Annotated in this window: 17 protein-coding genes; 7 read left to right on the forward strand and 10 right to left on the reverse strand. The window is 61.0% G+C overall.

Annotation, left to right across the window (positions count from 1 at the left end; all coding sequences use genetic code 11):
• Positions 1 to 136: 136 nt before the first annotated feature.
• Positions 137 to 595 (reverse strand): Lrp/AsnC family transcriptional regulator, encoded by a 459-nt coding sequence (locus WDZ78_RS00625; RefSeq protein WP_003500727.1) that lies wholly within the window; start codon positions 593 to 595, stop codon positions 137 to 139.
• A 126-nt stretch (positions 596 to 721) separates the two neighbouring features.
• Here WDZ78_RS00625 and alr point away from each other — a divergent pair, with 126 nt between their 5' ends.
• The gene (gene alr / locus WDZ78_RS00630; protein WP_026363961.1) at positions 722 to 1888 is read left to right on the forward strand and encodes an alanine racemase; all 1167 of its coding nucleotides are present in this window, start codon (positions 722 to 724) and stop codon (positions 1886 to 1888) included.
• 7 nt (positions 1889 to 1895) lie between these two features.
• Entirely contained in the window at positions 1896 to 3152 is a 1257-nt protein-coding gene (locus WDZ78_RS00635) for a D-amino acid dehydrogenase (protein ID WP_087745607.1), read from the forward strand.
• Positions 3153 to 3203: 51 nt separating this feature from the next.
• Here WDZ78_RS00635 and WDZ78_RS00640 read toward each other — a convergent pair whose 3' ends face one another.
• The gene (locus WDZ78_RS00640; RefSeq protein WP_425672027.1) at positions 3204 to 3914 is read right to left on the reverse strand and encodes a GntR family transcriptional regulator; all 711 of its coding nucleotides are present in this window, start codon (positions 3912 to 3914) and stop codon (positions 3204 to 3206) included.
• A 179-nt stretch (positions 3915 to 4093) separates the two neighbouring features.
• On the opposite strand from WDZ78_RS00640, the gene WDZ78_RS00645 reads away from it, so the two are divergent.
• Positions 4094 to 4585, forward strand: a complete 492-nt coding sequence (locus WDZ78_RS00645; protein WP_026363962.1) for a BA14K family protein — start codon at positions 4094 to 4096, stop codon at positions 4583 to 4585.
• 99 nt (positions 4586 to 4684) lie between these two features.
• Here WDZ78_RS00645 and WDZ78_RS00650 read toward each other — a convergent pair whose 3' ends face one another.
• Positions 4685 to 6049 (reverse strand): sigma-54-dependent transcriptional regulator, encoded by a 1365-nt coding sequence (locus tag WDZ78_RS00650; protein ID WP_020011851.1) that lies wholly within the window; start codon positions 6047 to 6049, stop codon positions 4685 to 4687.
• A 1-nt stretch (position 6050) separates the two neighbouring features.
• Positions 6051 to 7892 carry a sensor histidine kinase gene (locus WDZ78_RS00655; RefSeq protein WP_425672028.1) on the reverse strand — a complete coding sequence of 614 codons (1842 nt, stop codon included), beginning with the start codon at positions 7890 to 7892 and terminating at the stop codon, positions 6051 to 6053.
• A 236-nt stretch (positions 7893 to 8128) separates the two neighbouring features.
• On the opposite strand from WDZ78_RS00655, the gene WDZ78_RS00660 reads away from it, so the two are divergent.
• Together WDZ78_RS00660 and WDZ78_RS00665 are read left to right on the forward strand one after the other, a co-directional pair.
• On the forward strand, positions 8129 to 9475 hold the full coding sequence (locus WDZ78_RS00660) for a dicarboxylate/amino acid:cation symporter (RefSeq protein ID WP_425672029.1): 1347 nt from the start codon (positions 8129 to 8131) through the stop codon (positions 9473 to 9475).
• 184 nt (positions 9476 to 9659) lie between these two features.
• Positions 9660 to 10097 (forward strand): EamA family transporter, encoded by a 438-nt coding sequence (locus WDZ78_RS00665; RefSeq protein ID WP_425672030.1) that lies wholly within the window; start codon positions 9660 to 9662, stop codon positions 10095 to 10097.
• 40 nt (positions 10098 to 10137) lie between these two features.
• Here WDZ78_RS00665 and WDZ78_RS00670 read toward each other — a convergent pair whose 3' ends face one another.
• Together WDZ78_RS00670 and WDZ78_RS00675 are read right to left on the reverse strand one after the other, a co-directional pair.
• Positions 10138 to 11490 (reverse strand): aspartate aminotransferase family protein, encoded by a 1353-nt coding sequence (locus tag WDZ78_RS00670; protein ID WP_026363963.1) that lies wholly within the window; start codon positions 11488 to 11490, stop codon positions 10138 to 10140.
• A gap of 34 nt (positions 11491 to 11524) precedes the next feature.
• Positions 11525 to 12259, reverse strand: coding sequence for an SDR family NAD(P)-dependent oxidoreductase (locus tag WDZ78_RS00675; RefSeq protein WP_020011856.1), 735 nt, complete (start codon positions 12257 to 12259; stop codon positions 11525 to 11527).
• Between the two features lie 234 nt (positions 12260 to 12493).
• Between WDZ78_RS00675 and WDZ78_RS00680 the strand changes: the two genes are divergently transcribed.
• Together WDZ78_RS00680 and WDZ78_RS00685 are read left to right on the forward strand one after the other, a co-directional pair.
• Positions 12494 to 14140: a GNAT family N-acetyltransferase gene (locus tag WDZ78_RS00680; RefSeq protein ID WP_425672031.1), complete on the forward strand. Its 1647-nt coding sequence runs from the start codon at positions 12494 to 12496 to the stop codon at positions 14138 to 14140.
• A gap of 60 nt (positions 14141 to 14200) precedes the next feature.
• A complete protein-coding gene (locus tag WDZ78_RS00685; protein WP_425672032.1) occupies positions 14201 to 15355 on the forward strand; it encodes an amidohydrolase in 1155 nt (384 codons plus the stop codon).
• Positions 15356 to 15383: 28 nt separating this feature from the next.
• Here the strand turns inward: WDZ78_RS00685 and WDZ78_RS00690 are convergent, their stop codons facing one another.
• From WDZ78_RS00690 to bcsA, 4 genes are read right to left on the reverse strand one after another with little or no spacing between them, the layout of a single operon-like run.
• Complete coding sequence (locus WDZ78_RS00690) at positions 15384 to 17729, reverse strand: cellulose synthase (protein WP_425672033.1); 2346 nt, start codon at positions 17727 to 17729, stop codon at positions 15384 to 15386.
• Positions 17720 to 18775 (reverse strand): glycosyl hydrolase family 8, encoded by a 1056-nt coding sequence (locus WDZ78_RS00695; RefSeq protein ID WP_425672034.1) that lies wholly within the window; start codon positions 18773 to 18775, stop codon positions 17720 to 17722. Before WDZ78_RS00695 ends, WDZ78_RS00690 begins: the two co-directional genes overlap by 10 nt.
• On the reverse strand, positions 18772 to 21255 hold the full coding sequence (locus WDZ78_RS00700; RefSeq protein WP_425672035.1) for a cellulose biosynthesis cyclic di-GMP-binding regulatory protein BcsB: 2484 nt from the start codon (positions 21253 to 21255) through the stop codon (positions 18772 to 18774). The genes WDZ78_RS00695 and WDZ78_RS00700 overlap by 4 nt, the downstream gene beginning before the upstream one ends.
• Positions 21252 to 23441 (reverse strand): UDP-forming cellulose synthase catalytic subunit, encoded by a 2190-nt coding sequence (bcsA, locus tag WDZ78_RS00705; protein ID WP_425672036.1) that lies wholly within the window; start codon positions 23439 to 23441, stop codon positions 21252 to 21254. Before bcsA ends, WDZ78_RS00700 begins: the two co-directional genes overlap by 4 nt.
• Positions 23442 to 23461 lie beyond the last annotated feature (20 nt).

The raw sequence follows: 23461 nt of genomic DNA on the forward strand, positions 1-23461 counted from the left end.
TGGCCCACGGCATTCAGTGACGCCGCTTTATTGATAGTAAATGATTGCGAGGGAACAAGCGGTGGCTCCATCCGATCTCCCCCCTTGAGGGGGAGATGTCCGGCAGGACAGAGGGGGGTAAGCCATACGCTCCACGCTACCGCGCCTTCGGCGTCGCCAGCACATTCCGGATCGCAAAACTCGAATGAATGCGCGAAACCCCCGGCAGTTTCGACAGAATTTCCTTGTGAATACGCTCGAAATCCCCCGCACTTTCCGCCTCGCAGCGCAGAAAATAATCCGAGCCGCCCGTCATCAGATAACATTCGCGGATTTCCGGATATCGCCGCACCGCGTTTTCGAAACGGTTGAGAAAATCCTCTGTTTGCCGATCCAGCGTGATCTGCACGATGACCGAAATCACCTCGCCGCCGGCAAGGCCGCTGGTCAGCGCCGTATAGCCCCGGATGATCCCTTCCCGCTCGAGAATATCGACCCGGCGAAGGCAGGCGGATGCCGAAAGTCCGACCTCTGCAGCAAGCTTGGCATTGCTGATGCGGGCATTGAGCCGAAGCAGACGGATGATATGGCGGTCGGTCGCATCGAGGGACGACATAGAAGATTCCAATTAGCAAAAGAAAATTGCGTGATTACGAACTCTATCGCATTTCCTTCGAACAATCGCCAAGAAATTCGATAATCGTTGCAATACCCTGATGAGATAAGAATGAGGGTGAACGACATGGACATGCAGATCAGCCGCCAGCAGGCAGCCGGTGGTGCAAGCGGCCATCTGACCATCGATCTCGGCGCATTGCGCGACAATTATCTGGCGCTTGCGGCGATGGCGCCAGCATCGCAGACGGCAGCGGTCGTCAAGGCCGATGCCTATGGCCTTGGTGCGGATATCGTCTCGCAGGTCCTGTTCGAGGCGGGTTGCCGCAATTTCTTCGTCGCCCATATCGATGAAGCGCTGGCGCTCAGGCTCCGACTTTCGGCAGAAGCGCGGATTTTTGTTCTCAATGGTCTTCAGCCCGGCAATGAGACCTCCTGTGCCGCCATGGCCGTTACTCCCGTTCTGAACTCGCTGGAGCAGATCGCCCAATGGTCGGCCCACGCCAAGAAGCTTGGCAAAAGACTTGCTGCCGCCGTGCAGATCGATACGGGCATGTGCCGTCTCGGCCTTTCCCCCGAAGAGCTTGAAGTCCTCGCCTCACAGCCGCAATTGCTTGATGGTATCGACATCGCCTTCGTCATGAGCCACCTCGCCTGCGCCGATGAACCGGACCATGCCTCCAATGCCACGCAGCTTTCAGTGATGCGCAAAGGCGCCATTGCGTTCCCTGATGTACCGGTCTGCTTTTCCAACTCCGGCGGCATCTTTCTGGGCAATGATTACCACAACCACCTGCTGCGCCCCGGCATCGCGCTTTATGGCGGCGCTCCCTCTGTTGCCCGTCCCAATCCGATGAAGCCGGTCGTTCGTCTCGATCTCGCCGTCGTCCAGACACGCACGGTTCCCGCAGGTTCGCTGGTCGGTTACGGCGGTTCCTTCGAAGCGGCCGGTCCGACGCGCCTGGCAACCATCGCCGCCGGTTACGCTGACGGCCTGCCGCGCTCGCTCAGCAATCACGGCGCAGCGTGGTATAACGGCGTGCGCCTGCCGATTGCGGGCCGCGTTTCGATGGACAGCATCATTCTCGACATATCCGCCCTGCCCGAAGACACATTGACGCAAGGCAGTCTCGTGCAGATGATCGGGCCAGACCAGACGCTGGAAGACATCGCCGACGATGCGGGCACGATCGCCTATGAAATCCTGACCGGGCTCGGACGCCGTTACCGCCGCACCTATATTCAGCCGGGCGAAACCCCGGCAATCGCTTCAACATCTGTCAGCCATAAGTGAGACGATCATGAACGTCACTATCCTCGGAGCCGGCGTCGTCGGCGTGACCTCCGCCTGGTATCTGGCAAAAGCCGGACACAAGGTGACGGTGATCGACCGCCAGCCTGCCGCAGCGCTGGAAACCAGCTTCGCCAATGCTGGTGAGGTTTCGCCCGGCTATTCCTCTCCATGGGCCGCCCCCGGAATTCCGGTCAAGGCGATGAAATGGCTGTTCATGAAACACGCGCCGCTGATCATCCGCCCGACGGCCGATCCCGCCGCCTGGCGCTGGATGAGCCAGATGCTGCGCAACTGCACCTCGGCACGTTATGCCATCAACAAGAGCCGCATGGTGCGCGTTGCCGAATATAGCCGTGATTGCCTGATGGCGCTTCGCGAAGAGACCGGCATCGAATATGACCAGCGCATGCAGGGCACGCTTGAGGTGTTCCGCACCCAGAAGCAGTTCGACGCCATCGGCAAGGATGTCGACGTGCTGACTGCGGGCGGCGTGCCTTTCGAGATTCTCGACCGTGACGGCTGCGCCGCCGTCGAACCCGGCCTCGCGCCCGCGAAGGAGAAGATCGTCGGCGGCCTGCGTTTGCCGGGCGACGAAACCGGCGATTGCTTCATGTTCACGACTGAACTTGCACGCATGGCGGAAGAAGCCGGCGTTACCTTCCTTTACGATACCGGCATCATGCGCCCCATCGTTGAAGCAGGACGCGTCAAGGCGGTGGAAACCACCCGGGGGCTGGTGGAGGCCGATATTTTCGTCGCCGCACTCGGCAGCTATTCGCCGCAATTCCTGCGCCAGCTTGGCCTTACTCTGCCGGTTTACCCGGTGAAGGGGTATTCAATCACGGTTCCGATCGTGAAGGAGGAGCGCGCGCCCGTCTCCACGGTCATGGACGAGACCTTCAAGGTGGCGATCACGCGGCTCGGCTCACGCATCCGCGTCGGCGGCATGGCTGAAATCGCCGGCTTCAGCAAGGATTTGCCGGCCGCGCGGCAGGAAACACTGGCTCATTCGGTGGAAGACCTGTTCGGCGGGGCTGGTGACCAGACCCAGGCGAAATTCTGGTGCGGCCTGCGCCCGATGACGCCGGATGGTACGCCTGTCATCGGCGCTACCCGATACAGCAATCTTTATCTCAATACCGGCCACGGCACGCTCGGCTGGACCATGTCCTGCGGCTCCGCACGGGTGCTTGCCGATCTCATCAGCGGGAACAAGCCCGAGATAGATACGCACGATCTGGCGATCAGCCGTTACGCCGCCTGATACGAGTTTAGTCCGCCCATCCCCGTCCCGCGAGACGGGATGGGCAGTCAATCAGAGCGCCAGCGCATCCTTCAGCGCCAGACCTTCCATCATGCGCAGGTCAAGGTCGGCCTCGATGTGGTCGAGATGCTGCAACATCAGCGCGCGGGCCTTTGCCGTATCCTTTACCTCCAGCGCATCCAAGAGATCGGCATGATCATTGTGGCCGCAGCTCGAGACACCCGAGCGGCCATAAAGCGCGATCACCAGCGACGAGCGGGCGACCAGTTCGTCCATGAATTTTTCCAGAATGGCATTGCCGGCAAGCGAGGCCAGCATCAGGTGGAAATCGCCCGATGCCTTGATTTCCGCGCGTCTGGCGCTCGGGCCACGTTCATGCTGGTGGCGGCTTTCCTGCACCAGATGCTCCCTTAGCCGTGTCACAGCCGCAGGCGTGATTTTTTCGATTGCCGCATCCACGACGCCCGGTTCGATCAGCCGGCGCGAGGCGAAAACCTGTCGCGCTTCGTCCGGCGTCGGATTGGAGACGAAGGCCCCCCGGTTGCGTTCCGCCTTCACCAGCCCTTCGTAAGCCAGCATCTGCAATGCCGCGCGCACCACCGTGCGGCTGACATCGAACAGCGTTCCCACTTCCGATTCCGACAGCTTCGTGCCCGGTGCGAGCCTGCGATCGACAATGGCGTCACGCAGCGTATCGCGAATGGCCTGGGCGCGGTCTTCATGCGAGGTGTCGGAATTGACGGTTATCTGGGAAAGGCTCATCGGGGCGTCCTGTTTGATCTTGAGTTCTAGCGCGAAGTACGGCGCGCGCAAACAGGAATTGCGGGCCGCCGCCGGTCCGCCACAATTCATTCAGCGCCCGTTCAGCAGCCGGGCTGTATTTCCTTAACCATCGAATTTGCAACTGGCAGCGCCCTGCCACCTGTACGGAAGAACACACCATGTCGTCCTTTGCAGCTAAAACAGTTCTGACAATCGCTGTCGCCGCCGCTACCATTGCTCCCTTGAGCAGCGCATCCGCTGGCGACTGGGACCGCCATGATCGTCGCGACGCCGCCATTCTGGGCGGTGTGCTCGGTCTTGCCGCCGGTGTCGCCGTCGGCTCCGCAATGTCGCGCCCGGCGCCGGTGGATGATGAGCGCGTCTATATCGACCCGCCCCGTCGTTATGAGCCGAGCTACGTCTACGAAGAGCCGGACTATCGTTATTATCGGCCGCAGCCGCAGCCTGTTTATCGCCCCGCCCCGGTCTATCGCCCGCAACCTGTCTATGACAGCCGCCCGGTTTACGGCCAGCGCGCCACCTATCGCACCATCGAACCCTGGACCAACGCCTGGTACGACTATTGCTCGCAGCGTTACCGGAGCTTCAATTCCCGCACCGGGACCTATACGGATTATGACGGCCAGCGCCATTTCTGCGTAGCGGGTTGATCAAGCCGACCTTCGGCGCAATTACGATCGTTATTGTCAGGCCGCGGACGGAAACATCCGCGGCTTTTCATCAGGCGTCAACCTGAACCACGCGCCGGCTCACGCCGCGCCACTCTTCACATAATCCGCCCGGTTGATGCCGTGCCGCTGCAGCTTGTCGTAAAAGGTCTTGCGGGCAATGCCGAGCGTGGCGATGGTTTCCGCCACGTCGCCATTCGATTGTTCCAGCGTTTCGCGGATTATACGCGCTTCGATCTCGTCCATGCGCTCCGGCAGGGTGCCGGAGGCGGGGAGCGCGGATTGTAATGCGGGCGCTCCCGCTGGTTCCACCTCCAACCCAAGCACCACCCTTTCGGCGAAATGCCCGAGTTCGCGCACATTGCCCGGCCAGTCATGGTCATTGAGGCGGCGGGAAATGCCCGAGCTGATCTGCGGCACCGGCATGTTGAAACGGTTGGCGGCCTTCGTGACGAAATGGGAGAACAGCAGCGGAATATCCGCCTTGCGTTCGCGCAGCGGCGGTATTGACAGCGTCACGACATTCAGCCGGTAATAGAGGTCCTCGCGAAAGGTGCCGCGCTCGAATGGATCACCAAGATCGACCTTGGCCGCCGCCACCACGCGAATATCGACCGGCCGCTCCTCGTTCGACCCGAGTGGCGAGACCTCGCGCATTTCCAGCACACGCAGCATCTTCACCTGTACCGCAAGCGGCATGCTTTCGATCTCATCCAGAAACAGGGTGCCGCCGCTTGAATGTTCGATACGGCCGACGCGTTTTTTCTGCGCGCCGGTAAAAGCTCCCGGTTCATGGCCGAAAAGCTCGCTTTCAATCACCGTTTCCGGCAGCGCCCCACAATTGAGCGCCACGAAATTACCTTTCGAGCGTTTCTTGCTCCAGCGGTGAAGGGCCGTCGCCACCACTTCCTTGCCGCTGCCGGTCTCGCCAGCCACCAGCACATCCACGTCGGTATCGGCAATGTGCCGGAGCGTGGTGCGCAGGCGCTCCATGGCGGGCGTCTGACCGATCAGCGGCAGATCATCCTCCGCCTGTCCCGCCGCCCGGCGAAGGGCGCGGTTTTCCAGCACCAGCCGGCGCTTTTCCAGCGCCCGGCGCGCGCTTTCCACTATGCGTTCGGCGGGAAATGGCTTGGCGATAAAATCATAAGCGCCGTTGTGAAGCGCATCGACGGCCATCGGCACATCGCCATGGCCGGTGATGAGGATGACAGGCAGATCGGCATCGATCTTGCGCACATGGTCGAAGAACTCAAGCCCGGTCATGCCCGGCATGCGCACATCGGTGATAACGACGCCGTCGAAATCCTCGTTCAGAGCCGCAAGCGCCTGTTCTGCACGAGAAAACGACGTGACCGGCAATCCATCAAGTTCCAGCGTCTGCACCATCGCCTTGCGCAGCTGCGAGTCGTCATCCACCAGGAATATGGTTCCGTCCGCCGTCATGTCATGCTCGCTTCAGAAATACGGAAAAACATGTGCCCGCCTTGCTGGTCGCCACCTCGATACGCCCGCCATAATCCGAAGCAATATCGTTGGATATGACGAGACCGAGGCCGAGGCCACTTTCCTTTGATGTGTTGAATGGCGAAAAAAGCTGGGCGCGGATGGCTTCGGGAATGCCCGTGCCATTGTCGCTGACGGAAAGCACGACCATGTCGCCTTCTTCGCGCACACGAACTTCGACACGGGCCGCCCCAGTCTCTTCAGTGGCTTCCAGCGCGTTTTGCAGAAGGTTGATGAGGATCTGCTCCAACCGGATACGGCTGCCGAGCACCTTCAGGTCCTGATCCGGCAATACGATATCCAGCGCATCCATCTGCCCAGAAAAGCGGCTGCGCAACAGCATGACCGCACCCTCGATGACCAAGCGAACGCTGACCGGTTCGGCGGCGGTGCGGCCCTTGCGGGCCAATATTTTCAGGTCGCCGGTAATCGTGCCGATGCGCTCGGTCAACGCCGCGATGTTTTCGAGATTTTCGGTGGCCTCGGACATGCGGTCGCGTTTCAGCAGCGTGCGGGCATTATCGGCAAAGGCGCGGATCGTCGCCACCGGCTGGTTGATCTCATGCGCCACACCCGCCGCCACCTGCCCCAGGATGGAAAGGCGGTTGGCCTGCACCAGCTCGTGCTGCACATTGCGCAACTCACCGGTGGTTTTTTCATGCAGGGCGATTTCGGCCTGCAGGTGATCGCGGGTTCTGGTCAAGTCGCGGGTGCGCTCCTGCACCTTCATTTCCAGCTCGGTGCGGGCGCGCTGTTCCTCTTCCTTTTCCTTAAGCGCCCTGTGCCTGCGCCACAGCCACAGGGCCGAAAGCGCCATCAGCGGCATCAGCGTCGCCAGCGCCACCACCCTGCCCTCGCGGATTGTGGCGTTCAGCGCCGGCGCCACGGGCTGCAGATAATGCAGGGTCCATGAAGTGGTCGGAACCGGCATTTCGAGCTGCAGATAATCGCCGCGCTCGCTCCCCGGTTGATCGACATGAATGAGCGGAACGCCCTCGCTTGAGCGCCGCGCCGCGCGAAATGGCAAGGCTGAAAGCGCCTCATTGCCAAATTGCAGGCTCTCGGAAATGATTTTCCGCTGCGCCTCATCAATCGGCGCGACGGTCCTGAAGCGCCATTCCGGCACGCTGGTCATCAGCACGACGCCGTTTCTGTCGACCACATAGACCGGTTTGCCTCCGATGTTCCAGTCGGTCTCCAGCCGGTTGAACTCGACCTTGGCGATGACGACGCCAAGCGGCCGCCCGTCGGCGGAATCGATACGGCGGGAGATATAAAGACCTGGCCGGCGGCTGACATTGCCAAGCGCATAATGTTCGGACATGCCGGTCTTCATCGCCGCCTGGAAATATTCGCGAAAAGCATAATTAGAGCCGACAAAGCTGTCCGCCTGCCGCCAGTTGCTCGACGCAATGGTCAATCCGGTCGGCCCGGTCACATAGATCACCGAGGATTGCGTCCCTTCAATCAGCCCTTCCAGCTTGCGGTTCAGCCGATCGAGGGCAGGAGCACCACCACCATCCAGCGCCACGGCAAGATCGGGATCTCCTGACAGGACCAGCGGAATGGCGCGCGGCCGCTCCAGCGCAACATTCAGGAGCGCGATCTTCAGTTCGGCGTCCGTGGCAGCGTCGGAACCCGCCACCCGCAGCGCCTGGTTGCGGGCGAACTCATCGGCCACCAGGAGAACACCAAGACTGACGAGCAGCCACAGGCCCGCCAGCGCCAGCCATTGCGCCCGCCGCTTCGCCTGGGAATGAGGTGCCTGATCCTGATAGGTCATGCGTCAATTGTGCGGATTTACACACAGACCGCAAGAGATTTTGTCCGGAATTCCGCACAAACGTCCGTGAGCCAGCAAAGCCTCAATAAAAACTACTTTTGAAATCAGCCGGTTACGGCAAATAAACAAGTCTGGCATGCGTATTGCACATGACTCCGCAATCGGCGCGAAGCCGTCAACGACACGGCGATCCCGGGAGGCCAATAAAGGCAGGGTGAGGCCGAGGAGGAAAAAACATGATCGATACGACAGCCGTGGCCGCAGGCCACGCCAAAATGCCATTTTACAAGCACCTTTATTTTCAGGTTCTGGTGGCCATCATCGCCGGTATCGCGCTCGGCCATTTCTATCCGGCCTTCGGCGAACAGCTGAAGCCGCTCGGCGACGGCTTCATCCGCCTCGTCAAGATGATCATCGCTCCCGTCATCTTCCTCACCGTCGCAACCGGCATCGCCGGCATGAACGACATGAAGAAGGTGGGCCGCGTGGCCGGCAAGGCCATGATCTACTTCCTGGTATTCTCCACGCTTGCGCTCATCGTTGGCCTCATCGTCGCCAACACCGTGCAGCCGGGCGCCGGCATGAACATCGATCCCGCCACACTGGATGCCAAGGCTGTCGCGACCTACGCCGACAAGGCCCATGAGCAGACCATCACCGGCTTCCTGATGAACATCATCCCGACCACCATCGTCGGTGCTTTCGCCAGCGGCGACATCCTGCAGGTGCTGTTCTTCTCGGTTCTCTTCGGCATCGCGCTCGGCATCGTCGGTGAAAAGGGCAAGCCCGTCACCGATTTCATGCATGCCCTGATGTATCCGATCTTCAAGCTGGTCGCGATCCTGATGAAGGCTGCCCCCATCGGCGCTTTCGGCGCCATGGCTTTTACCATCGGCAAATACGGCATCTCGTCCGTCACCAACCTCGCAATGCTCATCGGCACCTTCTACATCACGTCCTTCCTGTTCGTGTTCGTGGTGCTCGGCGCTGTCTGCCGTTACAACGGCTTCTCCATCGTCGCGCTTATCCGCTACATCAAGGAGGAGCTGCTTCTGGTTCTCGGCACGTCGTCTTCGGAAGCCGCCCTGCCGGGCCTGATGAGCAAGATGGAAAAGGCGGGCTGCAAGCGCTCCGTCGTCGGCCTCGTCATCCCCACCGGTTATTCCTTCAACCTTGACGGCACCAACATCTACATGACGCTGGCGGCGCTCTTCATCGCACAGGCAACCGGTATCCACCTCTCCTTCGGCGAACAGATCCTGCTGCTGCTGGTGGCCATGCTCTCCTCCAAGGGCGCAGCCGGCATCACCGGCGCGGGCTTCATCACGCTCGCGGCCACGCTCTCCGTCGTGCCTTCGGTTCCGGTCGCCGGCATGGCGCTAATCCTCGGCATCGACCGCTTCATGTCGGAATGCCGCGCGCTTACCAACTTCGTCGGTAATGCGGTCGCCACCATCGTCGTCGCCCGCTGGGAAGGCGAACTGGATCAGGATCAGCTCGCTCGCGTTCTGAGCGGCAAGGAAGAATTCACCGGCATCGCCGATGTGGATCAGCTTCCGGCTTCGGTCCAGCCGGCCGAATAATACGACCTCCCAAGGTCCGGCCTGTCCCGGTTTTTTCCGGGCAGGCACATACAGAAAGCCCGGCGCATCAACTGGATGCGCCGGGCTTTCAATTGTTCAGGCCAGCCCCATCACCGGGGGTTTTTATAGTCCGAAAGATGCTATAGAGCCGAAGCTTGACCAATGCGATAAGCGGAGTGGCGGCATGAAGAACCTGTTTCTGGCCTGGCAATTCTGGGCGCTGCTGTCGGCGGCCTTTGCGGCGCTCACCGCCGTGTTCGCCAAGATCGGCATCGAAAACGTCAATTCCGATTTCGCCACCTTCATCCGCACCATCGTCATTCTCGCGGCTGCGGGCCTGATGGTTTACATCACCGGCAACTGGCAGCAGCCTTCCACCATCTCGGGCAAAACCTGGGCCTTCCTCGTGCTTTCGGGTCTGGCCACCGGCGCCTCGTGGATATGTTATTTCCGGGCGCTGAAGCTCGGCGATGCCGCCCGCGTCGCGCCTATCGACAAGCTGAGCGTCGTTTTTGTCGCCGTATTTGCAGTGCTGTTTCTGGGCGAAAGGCTCTCGCTGCCCAACTGGCTCGGCGTGCTGCTGATCGCCTGCGGCGCCGTGCTTGTGGCCTACCGGGGATAGGGCCGGCCGGATAAACCGACCGGCGCCATTATAAGGGTCTTCAGCCTCGCGCGGCCGCAATCTTGTCGAGACCACGCTTCACCCCGGCAAACAATTCGTCCAGCTGTTCGGCCGTAATGATGAGCGGCGGGCAGAAGCAGATGGATTCACCGATCGGCCGGGTGATGACACCCTCCTCCTCGATGGCGGCGGCAAGCGCAAGCGTGGTATCGCCCGGCTTCATGCCCTCCCATGGTTTTACCTCCAGCGCGCCGATGAGGCCGATACCGCGCGAGGAATGAATGAGTGGGTGATCGGCCAGCGCCTTCAGATGGCTAAGGAACCTGCCCTCCAGACGGGCGACATTGCCGACAAGGTCGCGCTCCTGAATGATCTTCAGGTTTTCCAGCCCCACAGCCGTTGCGACCGGATGGCCGGAGGCGGTGTAACCATGGCCGAAGGAGCCGATACGGTCGGATTCATCGGCAATCGGCTGGTAGAAACTGTCATTCATGATGATCGCCGAAAGCGGCATGTAGGACGACGAAATCTGCTTGGAGACGACAAGCACGTCCGGCTTGATGTCATAGGTCTCGCAGGCGAACATCTTGCCGGTTCGGCCGAAACCGCAGATCACCTCGTCCACGACCAGCAGAATATCGTATTTCTTCAGGATCGCCTGCACGCCTTCCCAATAACCTTCCGGTGGCAAAAGAACGCCGCCGGCTCCCATCACCGGCTCACCCCAGAAGGCCGCGACGGTTTCGGGACCTTCACGAAGGATCATATCCTCCAACTCCCCAAGGATACGCGCGGTGAAATCCGCTTCGCTCTCGCCTTCCTTGCCGAAATGCACATAGGAGGGGCAGGCCGTGTGCAGCATGCGGTCCAGCGGCAGGTCGAAGCTCTCATGGTTGCGCGGCAGGCCCGTGATCGAGGCCGAGGCAATGGTCACGCCATGATAGCCCTTGATGCGACCAATGATCTTCTTCTTGTCCTTCTTGCCCAGCGCGTTCGAGCGATACCAGACCATCTTGGCAACGAGATCGTTGGCCTCGGAACCGGAAGAGGTGAAATGCACCTTGGACATCGGCACCGGCGAAAGCTCGATCAGTAGCTCCGCGAGATCAACGGACGGGCCGTGTGTCTTGTAGGAAAAGGTGTGATAATAGGGCAGCTTCTGCATCTGCTTCGTCGCCGCTTCCACCAGCCGCTTTTCCCCGAAACCGAGCGCCACCGACCAGAGCCCCGCCATCGCCTCGATATAGCGCTTGCCGCTGCTGTCGGTCACATAGATGCCTTCGCCGCTCTCGATCACCAGACCGCCGGTCTTTTCGAATTTGCGCAGATTGACGTTCGGATGCATCTGATAGGCGATATCGCGTGCCTCGACGGAATTCGGCAGGATGGTCATCGATATGGGCTCCATTTGGTTGATCGGCAGCGTGTCAGACGTGCTGGCCGCCATTGATGTGAATTTCCGCGCCGTTAATGTAGCTCGACTGTTCCGAGCAGAGGAAATAGATGGTCTGCGCCACCTCGGCCGTGGTGCCCAGACGCCCGAGCGGCACCTGGGCGTCCACCAGTTCCGCCGTTCCGGGGGAGAGGATGGCGGTGTTGATTTCCCCCGGAGCAATGGCGTTGGCGCGCACGCCACGCGGACCGAATTCATGCGCCAGTTCGCGCGTCAGCGCCGCGAGCGCCGCCTTTGATGTGGCGTAGGCCACACCCGCAAAGGGATGCACCCGTGAGCCCACAATCGATGTGACGTTGACGATGGAGCCCTTTGCCTCCTCAAGTTCCGGTAAAAGCGCGCGGGCAAGCAGCGCCGTCGAAACGAGATTGACGTTCAGAACCCGCGTCCAGATATCCGCCGTCGTATCCATTACACCGAGGCGGCTTCCGCCTTCACCCTTGGGCGAAATTCCGGCATTGTTCACAAGGGCCGCAAGCTTTCCTTCCGGCAGCCGTGAACGCACCTCGTCCGCCAGCGCATCAATGCGGGACAAGTCCTCCAGATCCGCCTGAATATGGCTCTCCCTTGCAGACGGCCAACGGCATTCCTCGGAAAAGCGTTGCCGCGATACGGTGAGGATTCTCCAGCCCTTTTCCTGAAACAGCTTGACGGTGGCATGCCCTATTCCGCGGCTGGCGCCGGTCAGAAGCATATAAGGAACAGCCATATGAGAACTCCTGTGCCATGCGGACCGTTGAGCCGGCCGCGCATTCAGCCCCGCATGTTAGAGCGCTGCCACCGGCTGACAAGGTCTTTTTTGTCGCGGCGCAGCGATGGCGGATCGGTGACGGGCTAATCCCATTTGATGTACGGCTTTCACCCGAAGGGAATATTTGAAGCCGACCGTTTCCCCATAAAATGAAGCCTCCCGAATGTGTGATCAGTATTGGGAGGGGGACAAATGCGCATCGATATCATCGACACGGACGCCGGCTTTGAGGCGATCCGCGAAAACTGGGATGCGGTGTTCATGGCCGATCCCCATGCCCGGCATTTCCTCTCCTGGGGATGGCTCAGGGATTATATGCCGCGCCGCAGGCGCTGGTTCATCCTTGCCCTGCGTGAACGGCCGGAAGGCTCGCCTTATGTGGCGTTTTTCCCACTGCGCATCGTCACCGAACCGGACAAGAAAACCGGCCGCTTCCATGACAGCATCGTCATGGCCGGCAATGCGGCGGCGGATTACACCGGCTTCATCACTCTGCCGGACTATGAAAATCATGCCGTTGCCGGCTTCTGCTCCTACATACGTCAGCAGCACTGGACAGAACTGAAACTCGATTACCTCTCCGGCCCGCCGGAGCGCCGTGACGCAATGATCCGTGCGCTGCAGGGGCCACTCGTCATGTTTCGCGACAACATGCCGACCAATCCCTACAACATCAACAATTGCATCTGCCCGGTGGTGAGCCTGCCGGAGACATTCGACGGCTATCTGGAAAGCCACATGAGCAGCCAGACCCGTCAAAAGCTCAGGCGCTTCCTGCGAAAGGTGGAGGGCGGCGATGAATACAGCATCACCTTCGCAACCAGGGACACCATCAAGCGAGATATGGATATCCTGTTTGATTTCTGGCGCATCCGCTGGGCGCCGTTCAAGGGCAAGGAGCGCACCGAGCTCCTGATCGGCGCAACACGACAAATGTTGATGGATGTCTATATCCGCGGTGATCTGGAAGTCCCGGTCCTGTGGTTCGGCGACCAGCCGCTGGGGGCACTCGCCAATATCATCGACCGCCAGAAGAAGTCGATCCTGTTCTATATCACCGGCCGCGACGAGAACTGGAAGACCCCTTCCCCCGGCCTCGTGCTGCATGGCCACTGCATTCGCCGGGCGATCGAGCAGGGTTTCAGGACCTATGATTTCCTGCGCGGCAACGAGCCTTACAAATATTTCTTCGGACCGGAGGAGCAGAAGCTGAGCTGCACCCTGTTCCGCACCCGCTCGGGAGACAATCTCGGCGGCACGCTTCACCCGCGCAGCATCCGTTTTGTCTACGAACAGGCACTCAAACTCTACAAGACCGGCCAGAAGGCGTCCGCCAATATCGCCTTCAGGCAGGTGCTTGCCGCAGCACCCGACCATCTCGGCGCGCAATTCGGGCTCGCCAATCTGTCGTTCGACCGGGGCGAATTCCGGGAGGCCGAGATCGCCTTTCTCAGCCTTCTGGCCGCAGGACAGGAACCCCTGGTCCTGTGGCTTCGCATCGGCGAGGCGCGACTGGCGCAACAGCACTACCACGAGGCATCCGAAGCCTTCCGCCAGGTAACCAATCGCGCACCCTTCCACAGGGAAGCGCTTTACAAATGCGCGGTGGCGCTGATTGCCGCCGAAAGGGCGGTGGAAGGCGCGGAAATTCTCGACAGGCTGCAGCATTATCATTCGGATGATGCGGCGCATCTGGAATATGCAGAAAAAGCCCGTGCAGCCCTTGCCCGGCTGGAACTGGCAAAGACAAAAAGCCCGCTGCCGACAGATGTCGTCACGCTCGCCATCAAGCCGAAAACGGCGGGCAAACGATGGCACCCGCCAAAGGTTTTGCATTAAAGGCAACGCCCTGTAAGTTGCGGCAGGAAAAACCGGCCGGACGACTTGCAAGGATTTTTGATGTTTCTGACCAACAAGGACATGCTCGATCTCGTTGAGCTTCGCCATGATCTGCACCGTCATCCGGAAATCTCCGGCGAAGAAAAGGAAACAGCGCGGCGCATCCGTGCCTTTCTCGAGCAAGCGCAGCCTGACCAGCTTTTTGCGGAGCTCGGCGGCCATGGCGTCGCCGCGGTTTATGACAGCGGCAAGAGCGGTCCCGCGATCCTGATCCGTTCAGAGCTCGATGCTCTGCCCATTCACGAAAAGAGCGAGGCCGAATACCGATCCGGCACCGAAGGCAAGGGCCATCTTTGTGGCCATGACGGCCATTCCACCATTCTGACGGCGCTGGCGCTCGGCCTTTCCCGGCAGCGCCCGGAGACCGGCCGCATCATCCTTCTGTACCAGCCGGCGGAAGAAACCGGTGCGGGCGCCGCCTCCGTCCTTGCCGACCCGCGTTTCGAACACATAAAGCCGGATTACTCCTTTTCACTCCACAACCTGCCGGGCCTGCCTTTCGCCCATGTCAGCGTCGTGGAGGGACCGGTCAACTGCGCGTCGCGTGGTGTCAAAATCCGCCTTTCCGGCAAGACCGCGCATGCTTCCTCGCCCGAACACGGCATTTCCCCCATGCGGGCCATCTCTCAGCTGATGCCGGCCTTGGCCGAACTCGGCTCCGGTTTCCCGCCTGAGCCTGATTTTTCGATGGTGACGATCACCCATGCCGTGATGGGCGAAGCCGCTTTCGGTATTTCCCCGGCCGATGCGGAAATCTGGGCGACGCTGCGCACACTGACCGACGACCGGATGGAAAAACTCTGCGAGGCTGCGGAAGCATTGGCGACAAAGGTTGCAGCCGAGCAGAAGCTGACACTCGACATCACCTATGACGATATTTTCCTGCATTGCGAAAATGCGCCCGACGCGGTCGAGCACATCCGGCAGGCGTTGGACGAGGAGAAAATCTCCCACGGTTCAGAAGGGCTGCCCATGCGGGCTTCCGAGGATTTCGGCCGCTTTCGCGCCGTTTCATCATCGGCCATGTTCTTTCTCGGCGCAGGCAGGGACTATCCCAACCTGCACAATCCCGATTACGACTTTCCAGACGCGCTGATCGGCATCGGAGCACGCATCTTCATGCGTATCATCCGCAACCTCACCGACGCAAAATAAACAGCAGCCGGTTTCGCGCCGGCCTGTCTTAGCCGCCCTGCGGACCATTGCTCGGCCGGGCGGCGCGCACCGCAGCCAATCCCCGGATGCCGTCCCTGTTTCCGATAGCCGACAGACTTTCGAAAATCTGTGCAGCCTCACCATAACGGCGCATGGCAAGGTAGGAATAGCCGCGCAGCACCATCAGGTCCGTTCGTTCATCCGCCAGCCGCGCCCGCTGGTCGAGCAGAAGAAGCGTTTCAGCGTACCGCTTCGACCCAAACGCGGAAACGGCGCGATCAGCAAGGATCGAGACCTGCAGCTCCGTCGCGCGCGGGCGGTCCATGCTCGATTTCGTCGCCGAAACGGCGGCGTGGTCCGTCAAGCCCATACGCAGATAAGCAAGGCTCTGGCCGTAGGCGGCATCGCTCTTAACTGTCGACTGACCGCCTTCAATGGCGGCTTCGAAGGCTTTCAGCGCCTCCGCCGGCCGGTTCGTCTCCATCAGGCACCAGCCGAGATCGAGCGCCTGCTGCGGCGGCAGACGCTGCGGATCGGGATAGGCCGCGCAGGAGCGTGGGCGCGATGCGGCGCTGGCTTCGCTTTGCACCTGCACCGGGCGGCGCGCCTGCTTGCGTGAAGGTTCCGGCTGCTGGACGACAGGCGGGGCATATACTACCGCCGGCTCGCCCTGTGGCGCATAGGTCGGTACGGGCGCGGTCGCCTGTGGGGCAGTGGACGGCGCTGTTATGGGGGCAATCGTCTGACCGGACTGGTCGACCATCCTTGCGGTTCCGACATCGGCGATCCGCTGGGAGCGGCTTGCCCATTGCTGCTGGATGCCACGCAGACCGGCGAGATTGCGAAGATCGTGATAGCTGACGGCCATACCATAGGCGGACGGCTCATCATCGGGCTTCCAGCCAAGCGCCGTGCTGAACCATTGCAACGCGAGCGGGGTCTGCCGGAAGGCAAGCGAGTACCAGCCAAATTGCTGCGCGGTGGCCGCATCCTTACGCGCCATCGTTTCGACGGCGATACGTTGCAACACATCCGGCGGCAGCACGACCGGTGGCTGCAGCGCGAGAAGATTGGCCGTTGCGGCAAGATAGGTCGCAAGCGCGTCGTCGGAAGCCGTACGCCATTTATACATGACGTCCTCCGCCTCGCGCGGCTCGTTACGGTCGATCAGCGCCAGCGCCAACCCTTGAGAGGCGGACGCGCTGTCTTCCTCTTCCCGCCCCTTGCGGAACCATTTTTCCGCCTCTGTCATATTCTTCTGGCGGATATTGTACCAGCCGAGCAACAGGGCGTCGCTCGCAAGCTTGTCGGTTTCGGCAAGCCGCTGAAGCCGCATCACATAGGCGGAGGGGACGGCGCCCCCTTCCTTTTCGCCTTCTTTCGCCTTTTCCCCGGCCTTGGCCACGAACTGGCGGGCGAGATCGTTCTTCACCGGTTCGAATTCCAGTTGGCCGTCTGCGCCAGGTTTTTCCCTGGCAAGCAGATCGTCCATCATTTCCGCCGGCAGAAGCGCAGATGCCTTCTGCACCGTGGCGAGCCTGTCACTTGCGGCGGTGCAATTGTTGAGAATGTAGAGATAGGCGTCGCGCGCCCGTCCCATCCGGTCGGTATTGGCGAAGGCGTCGGCCACCCGCCACAGGACATCGACTTCGCTGCAGGTCAGCAGGCCGGGATTGTTGGCCGCCGTATCCACCACCGTCGCATATTGCTTGAGATCGGAGGCATTGACGAGCCGCTGGCGCGCTTCGGCCAGGGTGAGCATGCCCGTCAGATTGTCGGGCGGCTGCCAGCCGGGCTCCGCCTGCTGGCGGTCGGCAATCGCCTTTCTCACCTCGGCATAACGGCCATCTGTATAAAGCTGCCACATGGCGTCGAGCCGCGGATCGCCGTTTTCGGGAATGGCGAGAGGATCAGCCGGCGGCGTCCAGTTGGGATAAAGCGTGCGAAGACGCGCGATTTCAGCCTGAAGGCGCTGGGTATCGCCTCTCGCCGCAAAATAGCGCAGCGCGCTGAGATCGACTTCCGGCATGCTACCCGATGTGGGCTGGGGCGTACGGGGGGCCGGCGCCGGCGCCGTCTGTGTTTGCGGTGCTTGCCCGCCGGCCTGCGTCACCGGCAAAGGATCGGTCGCCGGCACCGTTACCGGCGGTGTCGCGGGCTGAGTCACCTGCGCCATCTCGCGGTTTTTGACGAAAGCGCTGATCTGCGCCGGATTGGCTGACGGCGACATGCGCTGCACGGCCCGGTTATCACCGACCGCCGAGGTATGCACGTCCGACACCCGTCCGAGAATGCTGTCGCGCCAGTGGAAGGCAGCGAGCGCTATCAGAAGCAGGATGAGAGCCGAGGTCGACAATGGCTTGTTCATCGGCATTCCCCGTTATTCCTTGCCAGAAACGACAATGCCAGAAGATGCAATGTGGAAGGATAATAAAGTGTTGGCTGGAAATTTTTAAGTTCGGTGGGAATGGCCGCCCCCCCGCTAGCGCATCCGGCAAGCGCCGGAATGATGCGATAACCGGGATCGGACAGGACATCCTTGACCGCGCCACTCTTCAGGTCGAAGGTTCCGGCAGCGCCGCTTTCCAGCGTCATGCCGGTTTTCAGACGGGAAAGCAGCTCCGGAGAGCCCATCTTCGCCATTGCAAGATAGAGCGGAATGCGCACCGCATTATAACCGAATTCCGGCGGAAAACCCGACGCCGGCTGCGGCTTCGTCTTCACAGACACCCAGTCGGCCGGCAGTTTTCTGTCACTGAAAGCAAATGCGCCGATCTGCGCCACGCCGTCATCGGCAACCGCCTTCCAGAGCGGCGATGGCGCGACGAGATTGAGGACCGGAAAGGCCTCGAAAATCAGATAGGAGGGATTGACCACTGGCCCATCCTTCCGGTCGCCTTCACTGAAGCCGCTGACAGCAGGCAAAAGCAGCGTGCGCCCGCCTCGCTGCACCACGGTCTTTTTGAGGACCGAGGATGCGATGGCCGCGGATGCTTCGGCATAGTCCTGCCGGTTCCATTGCCCCGCCGCGAGCGCCAGCGCATAGGCGATCAGAATATCGCCATCCGTGGCGTTGTTGATATCAGTTACGTGCGGCCTGGTGCGTGGATTCCATTTCCAGGCGGAAAGCCCGTCATCACGCACCAGAAGCTCGGTGCGTGTGAAACTCCAGATCAGCTCGAAATCGGACAGGTTGTCGGCAAGCACGGCAAGCCACATGCCATAACCCTGCCCTTCGCTGTGGCTGATATTGTCGTTGCCGGTATCGATGATACGGCCGCCGGAATCCAGAAACGCCCCCTTATAGGCCGACCACGCTTCCGGTGAGACAGAAGCAGCGCGGCTGACGGAAATACCTGCAAACACCGCCATCACGGACAGGAAGAAAATACCGGCCAGTTTCGAGATCCTGTTCTTCATCGATGCCGCCCCATCATGCGCAGCATCGTGAAAGTGGCGAAGCCGAGGAGAGACACGAAACCGATGAATGCCAGCGAATAGGAAAGTACATTGGAGGACAGCCAGTTGGCGGCGACCAGCCTCCAGTTGGAAAGGGAAAACGCCCGCGTGACGTAAAAATACGGCCGCTCCACCTCCACCGTTTCGAGCTTTTCGGCAGAGGCATCGTATGCGGCGACACGCCCCGTGACACCGCGCCAGCGGTTTTCCCGCGCCATCGCCGCCATGCCGTCGAGAAGTTCCGCTGACGTCGGTGCCGTGGCAAGCGTCCACACCCCTTGGCCGGAAGGGCTGAGGCCCTGCGCCAGCATGAAGGAGACATTACCGGGTGGCGCATAGGGCTGCTCGGCCGCCGGCAGGAAGCGCAGCGTATCCGAACTCAGATCGAAATTCCGCTTCATCCACTCCTCAAGAGACGACACCTGCCCTTCCCAGACACCGCCATCCACCCGCTCCCGCCAGTCGTTGAAGAGGGTTTCGCTGCTCTGGGCGGGCGGCTGAACGCCGGTTCCCATTTTCCAGGATACCTGGCTGGAAGGAACGAGATTGAACTGGCCGATCAATGACTGCGGGAACTGCGAAATTGTTCCGACGAACAGCGCGTCGCGGTCGCCGATCACCAGCGGCGATGCCACGGTCTCAATGTCGATGGGATGCCCCGCCACGCTCGCCAGCCGGCTGATCAGCGTCGCCGCCGCAGACATGGTATCGGTATCGAAACGGTCGAGCGACAGCGCTACAGGCGTTCCACCGGTCCGATAGGGCTGCCCGGCACCCGCCATTGCGGCGAGGTCCGGCTTGCGACCGATCTGTGCATAGTCCGGAATATGAAATTCAGACGTATCAAACAACGCAAAACGCGGGGTCGTGCTGGCGGGTGCGCCGGGCGCACAGGCCTGATCCTGCGCCGTCATCAACACCGCCTCGATGGTGACTTTGTTGGGGCCCGGCTTGAAATGACGCATCGTCACATTGATCGGCAGATGCCGGAAAATGCCGCCACCATTGTTGGAAATCGGCACGGTCGAGGCGATCTCGTCATTGACGTAGATATCGATATGGCTGCCCGGCAATACCTGCGACGAATAGGCGGCATCGAGCAGAAGCGACGCCTCGCCATAGGCCGAGGCATAAAAATCGGCGGGCATACCGACATAAAACTCGTTGCGGAAACGCCGGCCGCCAAATTCGGTGCTTTCAAGGCCAAGTTCGGAAAGCGCGATACGGCGGTCCGACATCACAAGCGGTACATCTGGCGCATGCCAGCTGCGGGTCGAAAAGGTGGTTCTCTGCGCGCCGGGCGTACGCGATATCGAGGAAAACAGCGTCTCTATTGCCGCCTGAACCGCCTGCGGAGTGGGGCCGCTGACGAAAAGCGGCGAAAGACCACCAGGTGCTGCCGCGCCAAAGCCGGCAAAAGCACCCGCCGATGCCTCGGGCGGCAGCGTAGCGACCATGCCTGCAATCTCACGGGCGGTTCCGACGAGGACCGTCAGCGTGCCCGCCTTGCGCTCGGTGGAAGGCGCGGTCACGAAACGGATCGTCTGGTTCGGCATCTGGGTTCTGAGCGCCAGCGCCTGTGAGAGACGCAGGAGAGAATCCGCAAACGCCGGATTGCCGAGTGCCGGCGCGACAATCTCGATCGACGTCATCGCCTTGCCGTCCGGCCCCGTTGCCTGAATATCGTCGATATTGGCAAAGCTTCCGGCAACATCGGCATTAAAGCCGATATAGGTGCTCGCAGGGTCAACATCGGTCCACAGATCATAGGTGGACTGGATCGTGCAATCGGTTCTGTGGCGTTGCTGAACGCCCAGTCTCACGACATTTGAGCCGACCTGCAGGACGCCCGGCGGAATCTTCAAGGAGACATTGCCCTCGCTGTCGGGCGCTTCGATACGCGCTGGATCCAGCGGTACATTGTTCAGGCTGACCTGAAAATTCGAGTTTTCCGGCGCGACCACAATGGCGTTCTGATAGCCGATATTGAGCGAAACGGCGGCATTCACCTGCTCCGGCGTCAGGTAGATGCTCCATTGCCGGCGGTCGATCTCACCGGAAAGGCTGAGCTTTTCATAGGGCAGGATGTATCGGCGGCGGCTGTCGGCGCTGAGCGGCAAGGTCGTCGCCGGAACGGGTCTTGCGCTTTGCTGAGGCGGCGGCAACGGAACGGCGGGGCGTTGTTGCTGGGCCGGCGCGGGCTGAGCCGCAAAGGGCGGCGGGGCGGATGGCTGAGGCGGTGTTTGGGCCGGCATCTGGGCAGGAGGCTGCTGGCGCGGTACGGCCGGCGGAATGGCGGACGGCGGCACGGGTGCCGGAGCAGTCTGGGCGGGCCGTTCTGGCGACATGTCGAAGGGGGAGGACTGCGCCATCGCGCCCGTCGCAACAGCCCCCCATACCAACACTGCCAGAGAATCCCGGATGGATTTACGGCCGATCATTTTACGGCTCCGACAGGTTTGGCGTCCTTGGGGGCGGGCCGAAGCGTCCGGACCAGATAATAAAGGCCGCGCTGCGTCTGGAAGAGCGATATGGCCAGGAAGATGGCCGTGCCGCGGATAAGGCCGGGATTCTTGCGGCGCACCCGCTGGAACTCGCTCCACTGTTCCGAATTGGCAAAAATCAGGTCCGCGATCAGGCGGTGATCGACGGCGCGCTGCGGTGAGAAGGTGCAGCCGATCGAGACGAAACCCTCGCCTTTAACCGTCCGCACCACGTTTACAGGCATGGTTTCCGGCACGCCCTCGCTATGGGGCTTCACCTTCACGATGGCCGTCGCGCCTTTTTCGATATTCGACGCGCTATCGAAGAGATTGATCAGCAACCCGTGCACCGACACGTTATCGATGGACGCTGGCACCCAGGCGTCGCTGCCCTCAAGCTTGACCTCGCAACGCCGTTTGACCGTGATGCGCCGCGATGCCGACTTGTCGCCGCGCTCGGAAACGACACCGAGCGCGCAGCCCGCAAAGATGAGGTTGAGCAGGTTCCAGCCGCCAACAACGAGCGTGACATCCGCCTTGTATGGCTCGCTGTAGATGCGCCAAACTGCAAAGGCCATTGCCACCACCAGCAGCGCGAAAATGACGAAGAACGGCCGGCTGATTTCCGAAAGCCGCGCCTCGGCGATGGATTCATCCTTCGCCGTCACCTTGAAGGTGGGCTTGCCGGGGTTGAAGATCACCGAAACCACGGCGGGCAGAAGGTGAACCGTCTGCACATATTCGTAAAGCTCAGAAATCCATGGCCAGCGGAAGCTGCCATAGAGATAGTTCTGCATCATCAGGTTCACGAGCATATAGGCCGCCGTATAGGCCAAAAACTCGCCGCCGGAAGCCACGAAAATCTGCAGGTCGAAGAACAGGTAGAACAGCGGCGCGAACAGGAAGATCGTGCGCGGAAACGGAAACAGCCAGAACAGCGTCGACGACATGTAGCAGAGACGCTGCGTAAACGAGAGACCGCGCCGGAACAGCGGCTGGCGGAAGATCAGAATCTGCATCATGCCCTGCGCCCAGCGGCTGCGCTGGCCGATGAAACTTGCGAAGGTGGCGGGTTGCAGCCCGGCGATCAGTGGCTTGTCGACATAGATGCTGTTCCAGCCGCGCGAATGCAGCGCGAGCGCCGTTTCGCAATCTTCCGTGATGCTGACGCCGCTGAAACCTTCCGTATCCTGCAGCGCCTCACGCCGCAGCACGGCGGCGGAACCGCAGAAGAAGGCACCGTTCCATTTGTCGAGGCCGCGCTGGATGATGCCGTAGAACATCTCGTTTTCGCTCGGCATCGTCTCGAAGGTGCGCAGGTTGCGCTCGATCGGATCGGGATTGACGAAGAAATGCGGCGTCTGCACCAGGAAGAGCCGGGGGTCCTCCTCGAAATAGCCTACGGTTTCCAGAAGAAAATCACGGGCGGGCGCATGGTCGGCGTCGAACACGGTCACGAGCTCGCCGGTTGAATGAGCAAGACCGTTATTGAGATTTCCAGCCTTGGCATGGACGTTGCGTTCGCGCGTCAGGTAACGCACGTCGAGCTCTTCGCAGAGCTTCTTCAGCTCTTCGTGGCGGCGCTGCGCCGCCTGCGCCTCGACAATATTGCTGGCGTTGCGCTTCTGCACCGAGCCGCCGTCGTCCAGCAGCCATACGGTGAAACGGTCAGCCGGATAGTCCATGTTCTTGGCCGCTGCCAGCGTATTGGCGAGAAGTTCGGCATCCTCGTTGTAGCTCGGCACGAAGACATCGACCGTCGGTCGGTAATCGGGCGAACCGGGCCGCGTCTTGCGCGACGGCAGCGGCATCGACACGATGACAAGGCTGAGGCCCAGCATCACGACGCTGTACATCTCCGCCAGATAAAGCAGAAAACCGGGGATGAAGTTTTCGAGCTGGTTGACGGGCGGCAGCGTGCTCGTGGTACGCCAGTAGACATAACGCAGAACGATGGCGGTGCCGAAACCGAGCGCGACCAGGCGCCACGCGCCCTGCCCGTTGAAGCTCTTGATCGTTGCCAGAAGGATGAGCGAGATCGCGGTCGCCACCAGATGCGTCTGCAGGCTGACCGGCATCGTGACGATGGCCAGAACGCAAAGCGACACAAGCAACCAGACAATGACTGTGATGGCCTTGTTCATCCAGAAACTTTCCGTTCTCG

Origin of the sequence: Agrobacterium sp. M50-1, assembly GCF_049843495.1 — a bacterium.
In the GTDB taxonomy this organism is placed as follows: Bacteria; Pseudomonadota; Alphaproteobacteria; order Rhizobiales; family Rhizobiaceae; genus Agrobacterium; species Agrobacterium radiobacter.

Bases quoted from the DNA above. Each gene is read 5' to 3' on its own strand.
- alr (WP_026363961.1), top strand. From the start codon at position 722: ATGGACATGCAGATCAGCCGCCAGCAGGCAGCCGGTGGTGCAAGCGGC.
- bcsA (WP_425672036.1), bottom strand. From the start codon at position 23,441: ATGAACAAGGCCATCACAGTCATTGTCTGGTTGCTTGTGTCGCTTTGC.
- WDZ78_RS00700 (WP_425672035.1), bottom strand. From the start codon at position 21,255: ATGATCGGCCGTAAATCCATCCGGGATTCTCTGGCAGTGTTGGTATGG.
- WDZ78_RS00645 (WP_026363962.1), top strand. From the start codon at position 4,094: ATGTCGTCCTTTGCAGCTAAAACAGTTCTGACAATCGCTGTCGCCGCC.
- WDZ78_RS00695 (WP_425672034.1), bottom strand. From the start codon at position 18,775: ATGAAGAACAGGATCTCGAAACTGGCCGGTATTTTCTTCCTGTCCGTG.
- WDZ78_RS00625 (WP_003500727.1), bottom strand. From the start codon at position 595: ATGTCGTCCCTCGATGCGACCGACCGCCATATCATCCGTCTGCTTCGG.
- WDZ78_RS00660 (WP_425672029.1), top strand. From the start codon at position 8,129: ATGATCGATACGACAGCCGTGGCCGCAGGCCACGCCAAAATGCCATTT.
- WDZ78_RS00655 (WP_425672028.1), bottom strand. From the start codon at position 7,892: ATGACCTATCAGGATCAGGCACCTCATTCCCAGGCGAAGCGGCGGGCG.
- WDZ78_RS00685 (WP_425672032.1), top strand. From the start codon at position 14,201: ATGTTTCTGACCAACAAGGACATGCTCGATCTCGTTGAGCTTCGCCAT.
- WDZ78_RS00670 (WP_026363963.1), bottom strand. From the start codon at position 11,490: ATGACCATCCTGCCGAATTCCGTCGAGGCACGCGATATCGCCTATCAG.
- WDZ78_RS00640 (WP_425672027.1), bottom strand. From the start codon at position 3,914: ATGAGCCTTTCCCAGATAACCGTCAATTCCGACACCTCGCATGAAGAC.
- WDZ78_RS00675 (WP_020011856.1), bottom strand. From the start codon at position 12,259: ATGGCTGTTCCTTATATGCTTCTGACCGGCGCCAGCCGCGGAATAGGG.
- WDZ78_RS00635 (WP_087745607.1), top strand. From the start codon at position 1,896: ATGAACGTCACTATCCTCGGAGCCGGCGTCGTCGGCGTGACCTCCGCC.
- WDZ78_RS00690 (WP_425672033.1), bottom strand. From the start codon at position 17,729: ATGCCGATGAACAAGCCATTGTCGACCTCGGCTCTCATCCTGCTTCTG.
- WDZ78_RS00665 (WP_425672030.1), top strand. From the start codon at position 9,660: ATGAAGAACCTGTTTCTGGCCTGGCAATTCTGGGCGCTGCTGTCGGCG.
- WDZ78_RS00650 (WP_020011851.1), bottom strand. From the start codon at position 6,049: ATGACGGCGGACGGAACCATATTCCTGGTGGATGACGACTCGCAGCTG.
- WDZ78_RS00680 (WP_425672031.1), top strand. From the start codon at position 12,494: ATGCGCATCGATATCATCGACACGGACGCCGGCTTTGAGGCGATCCGC.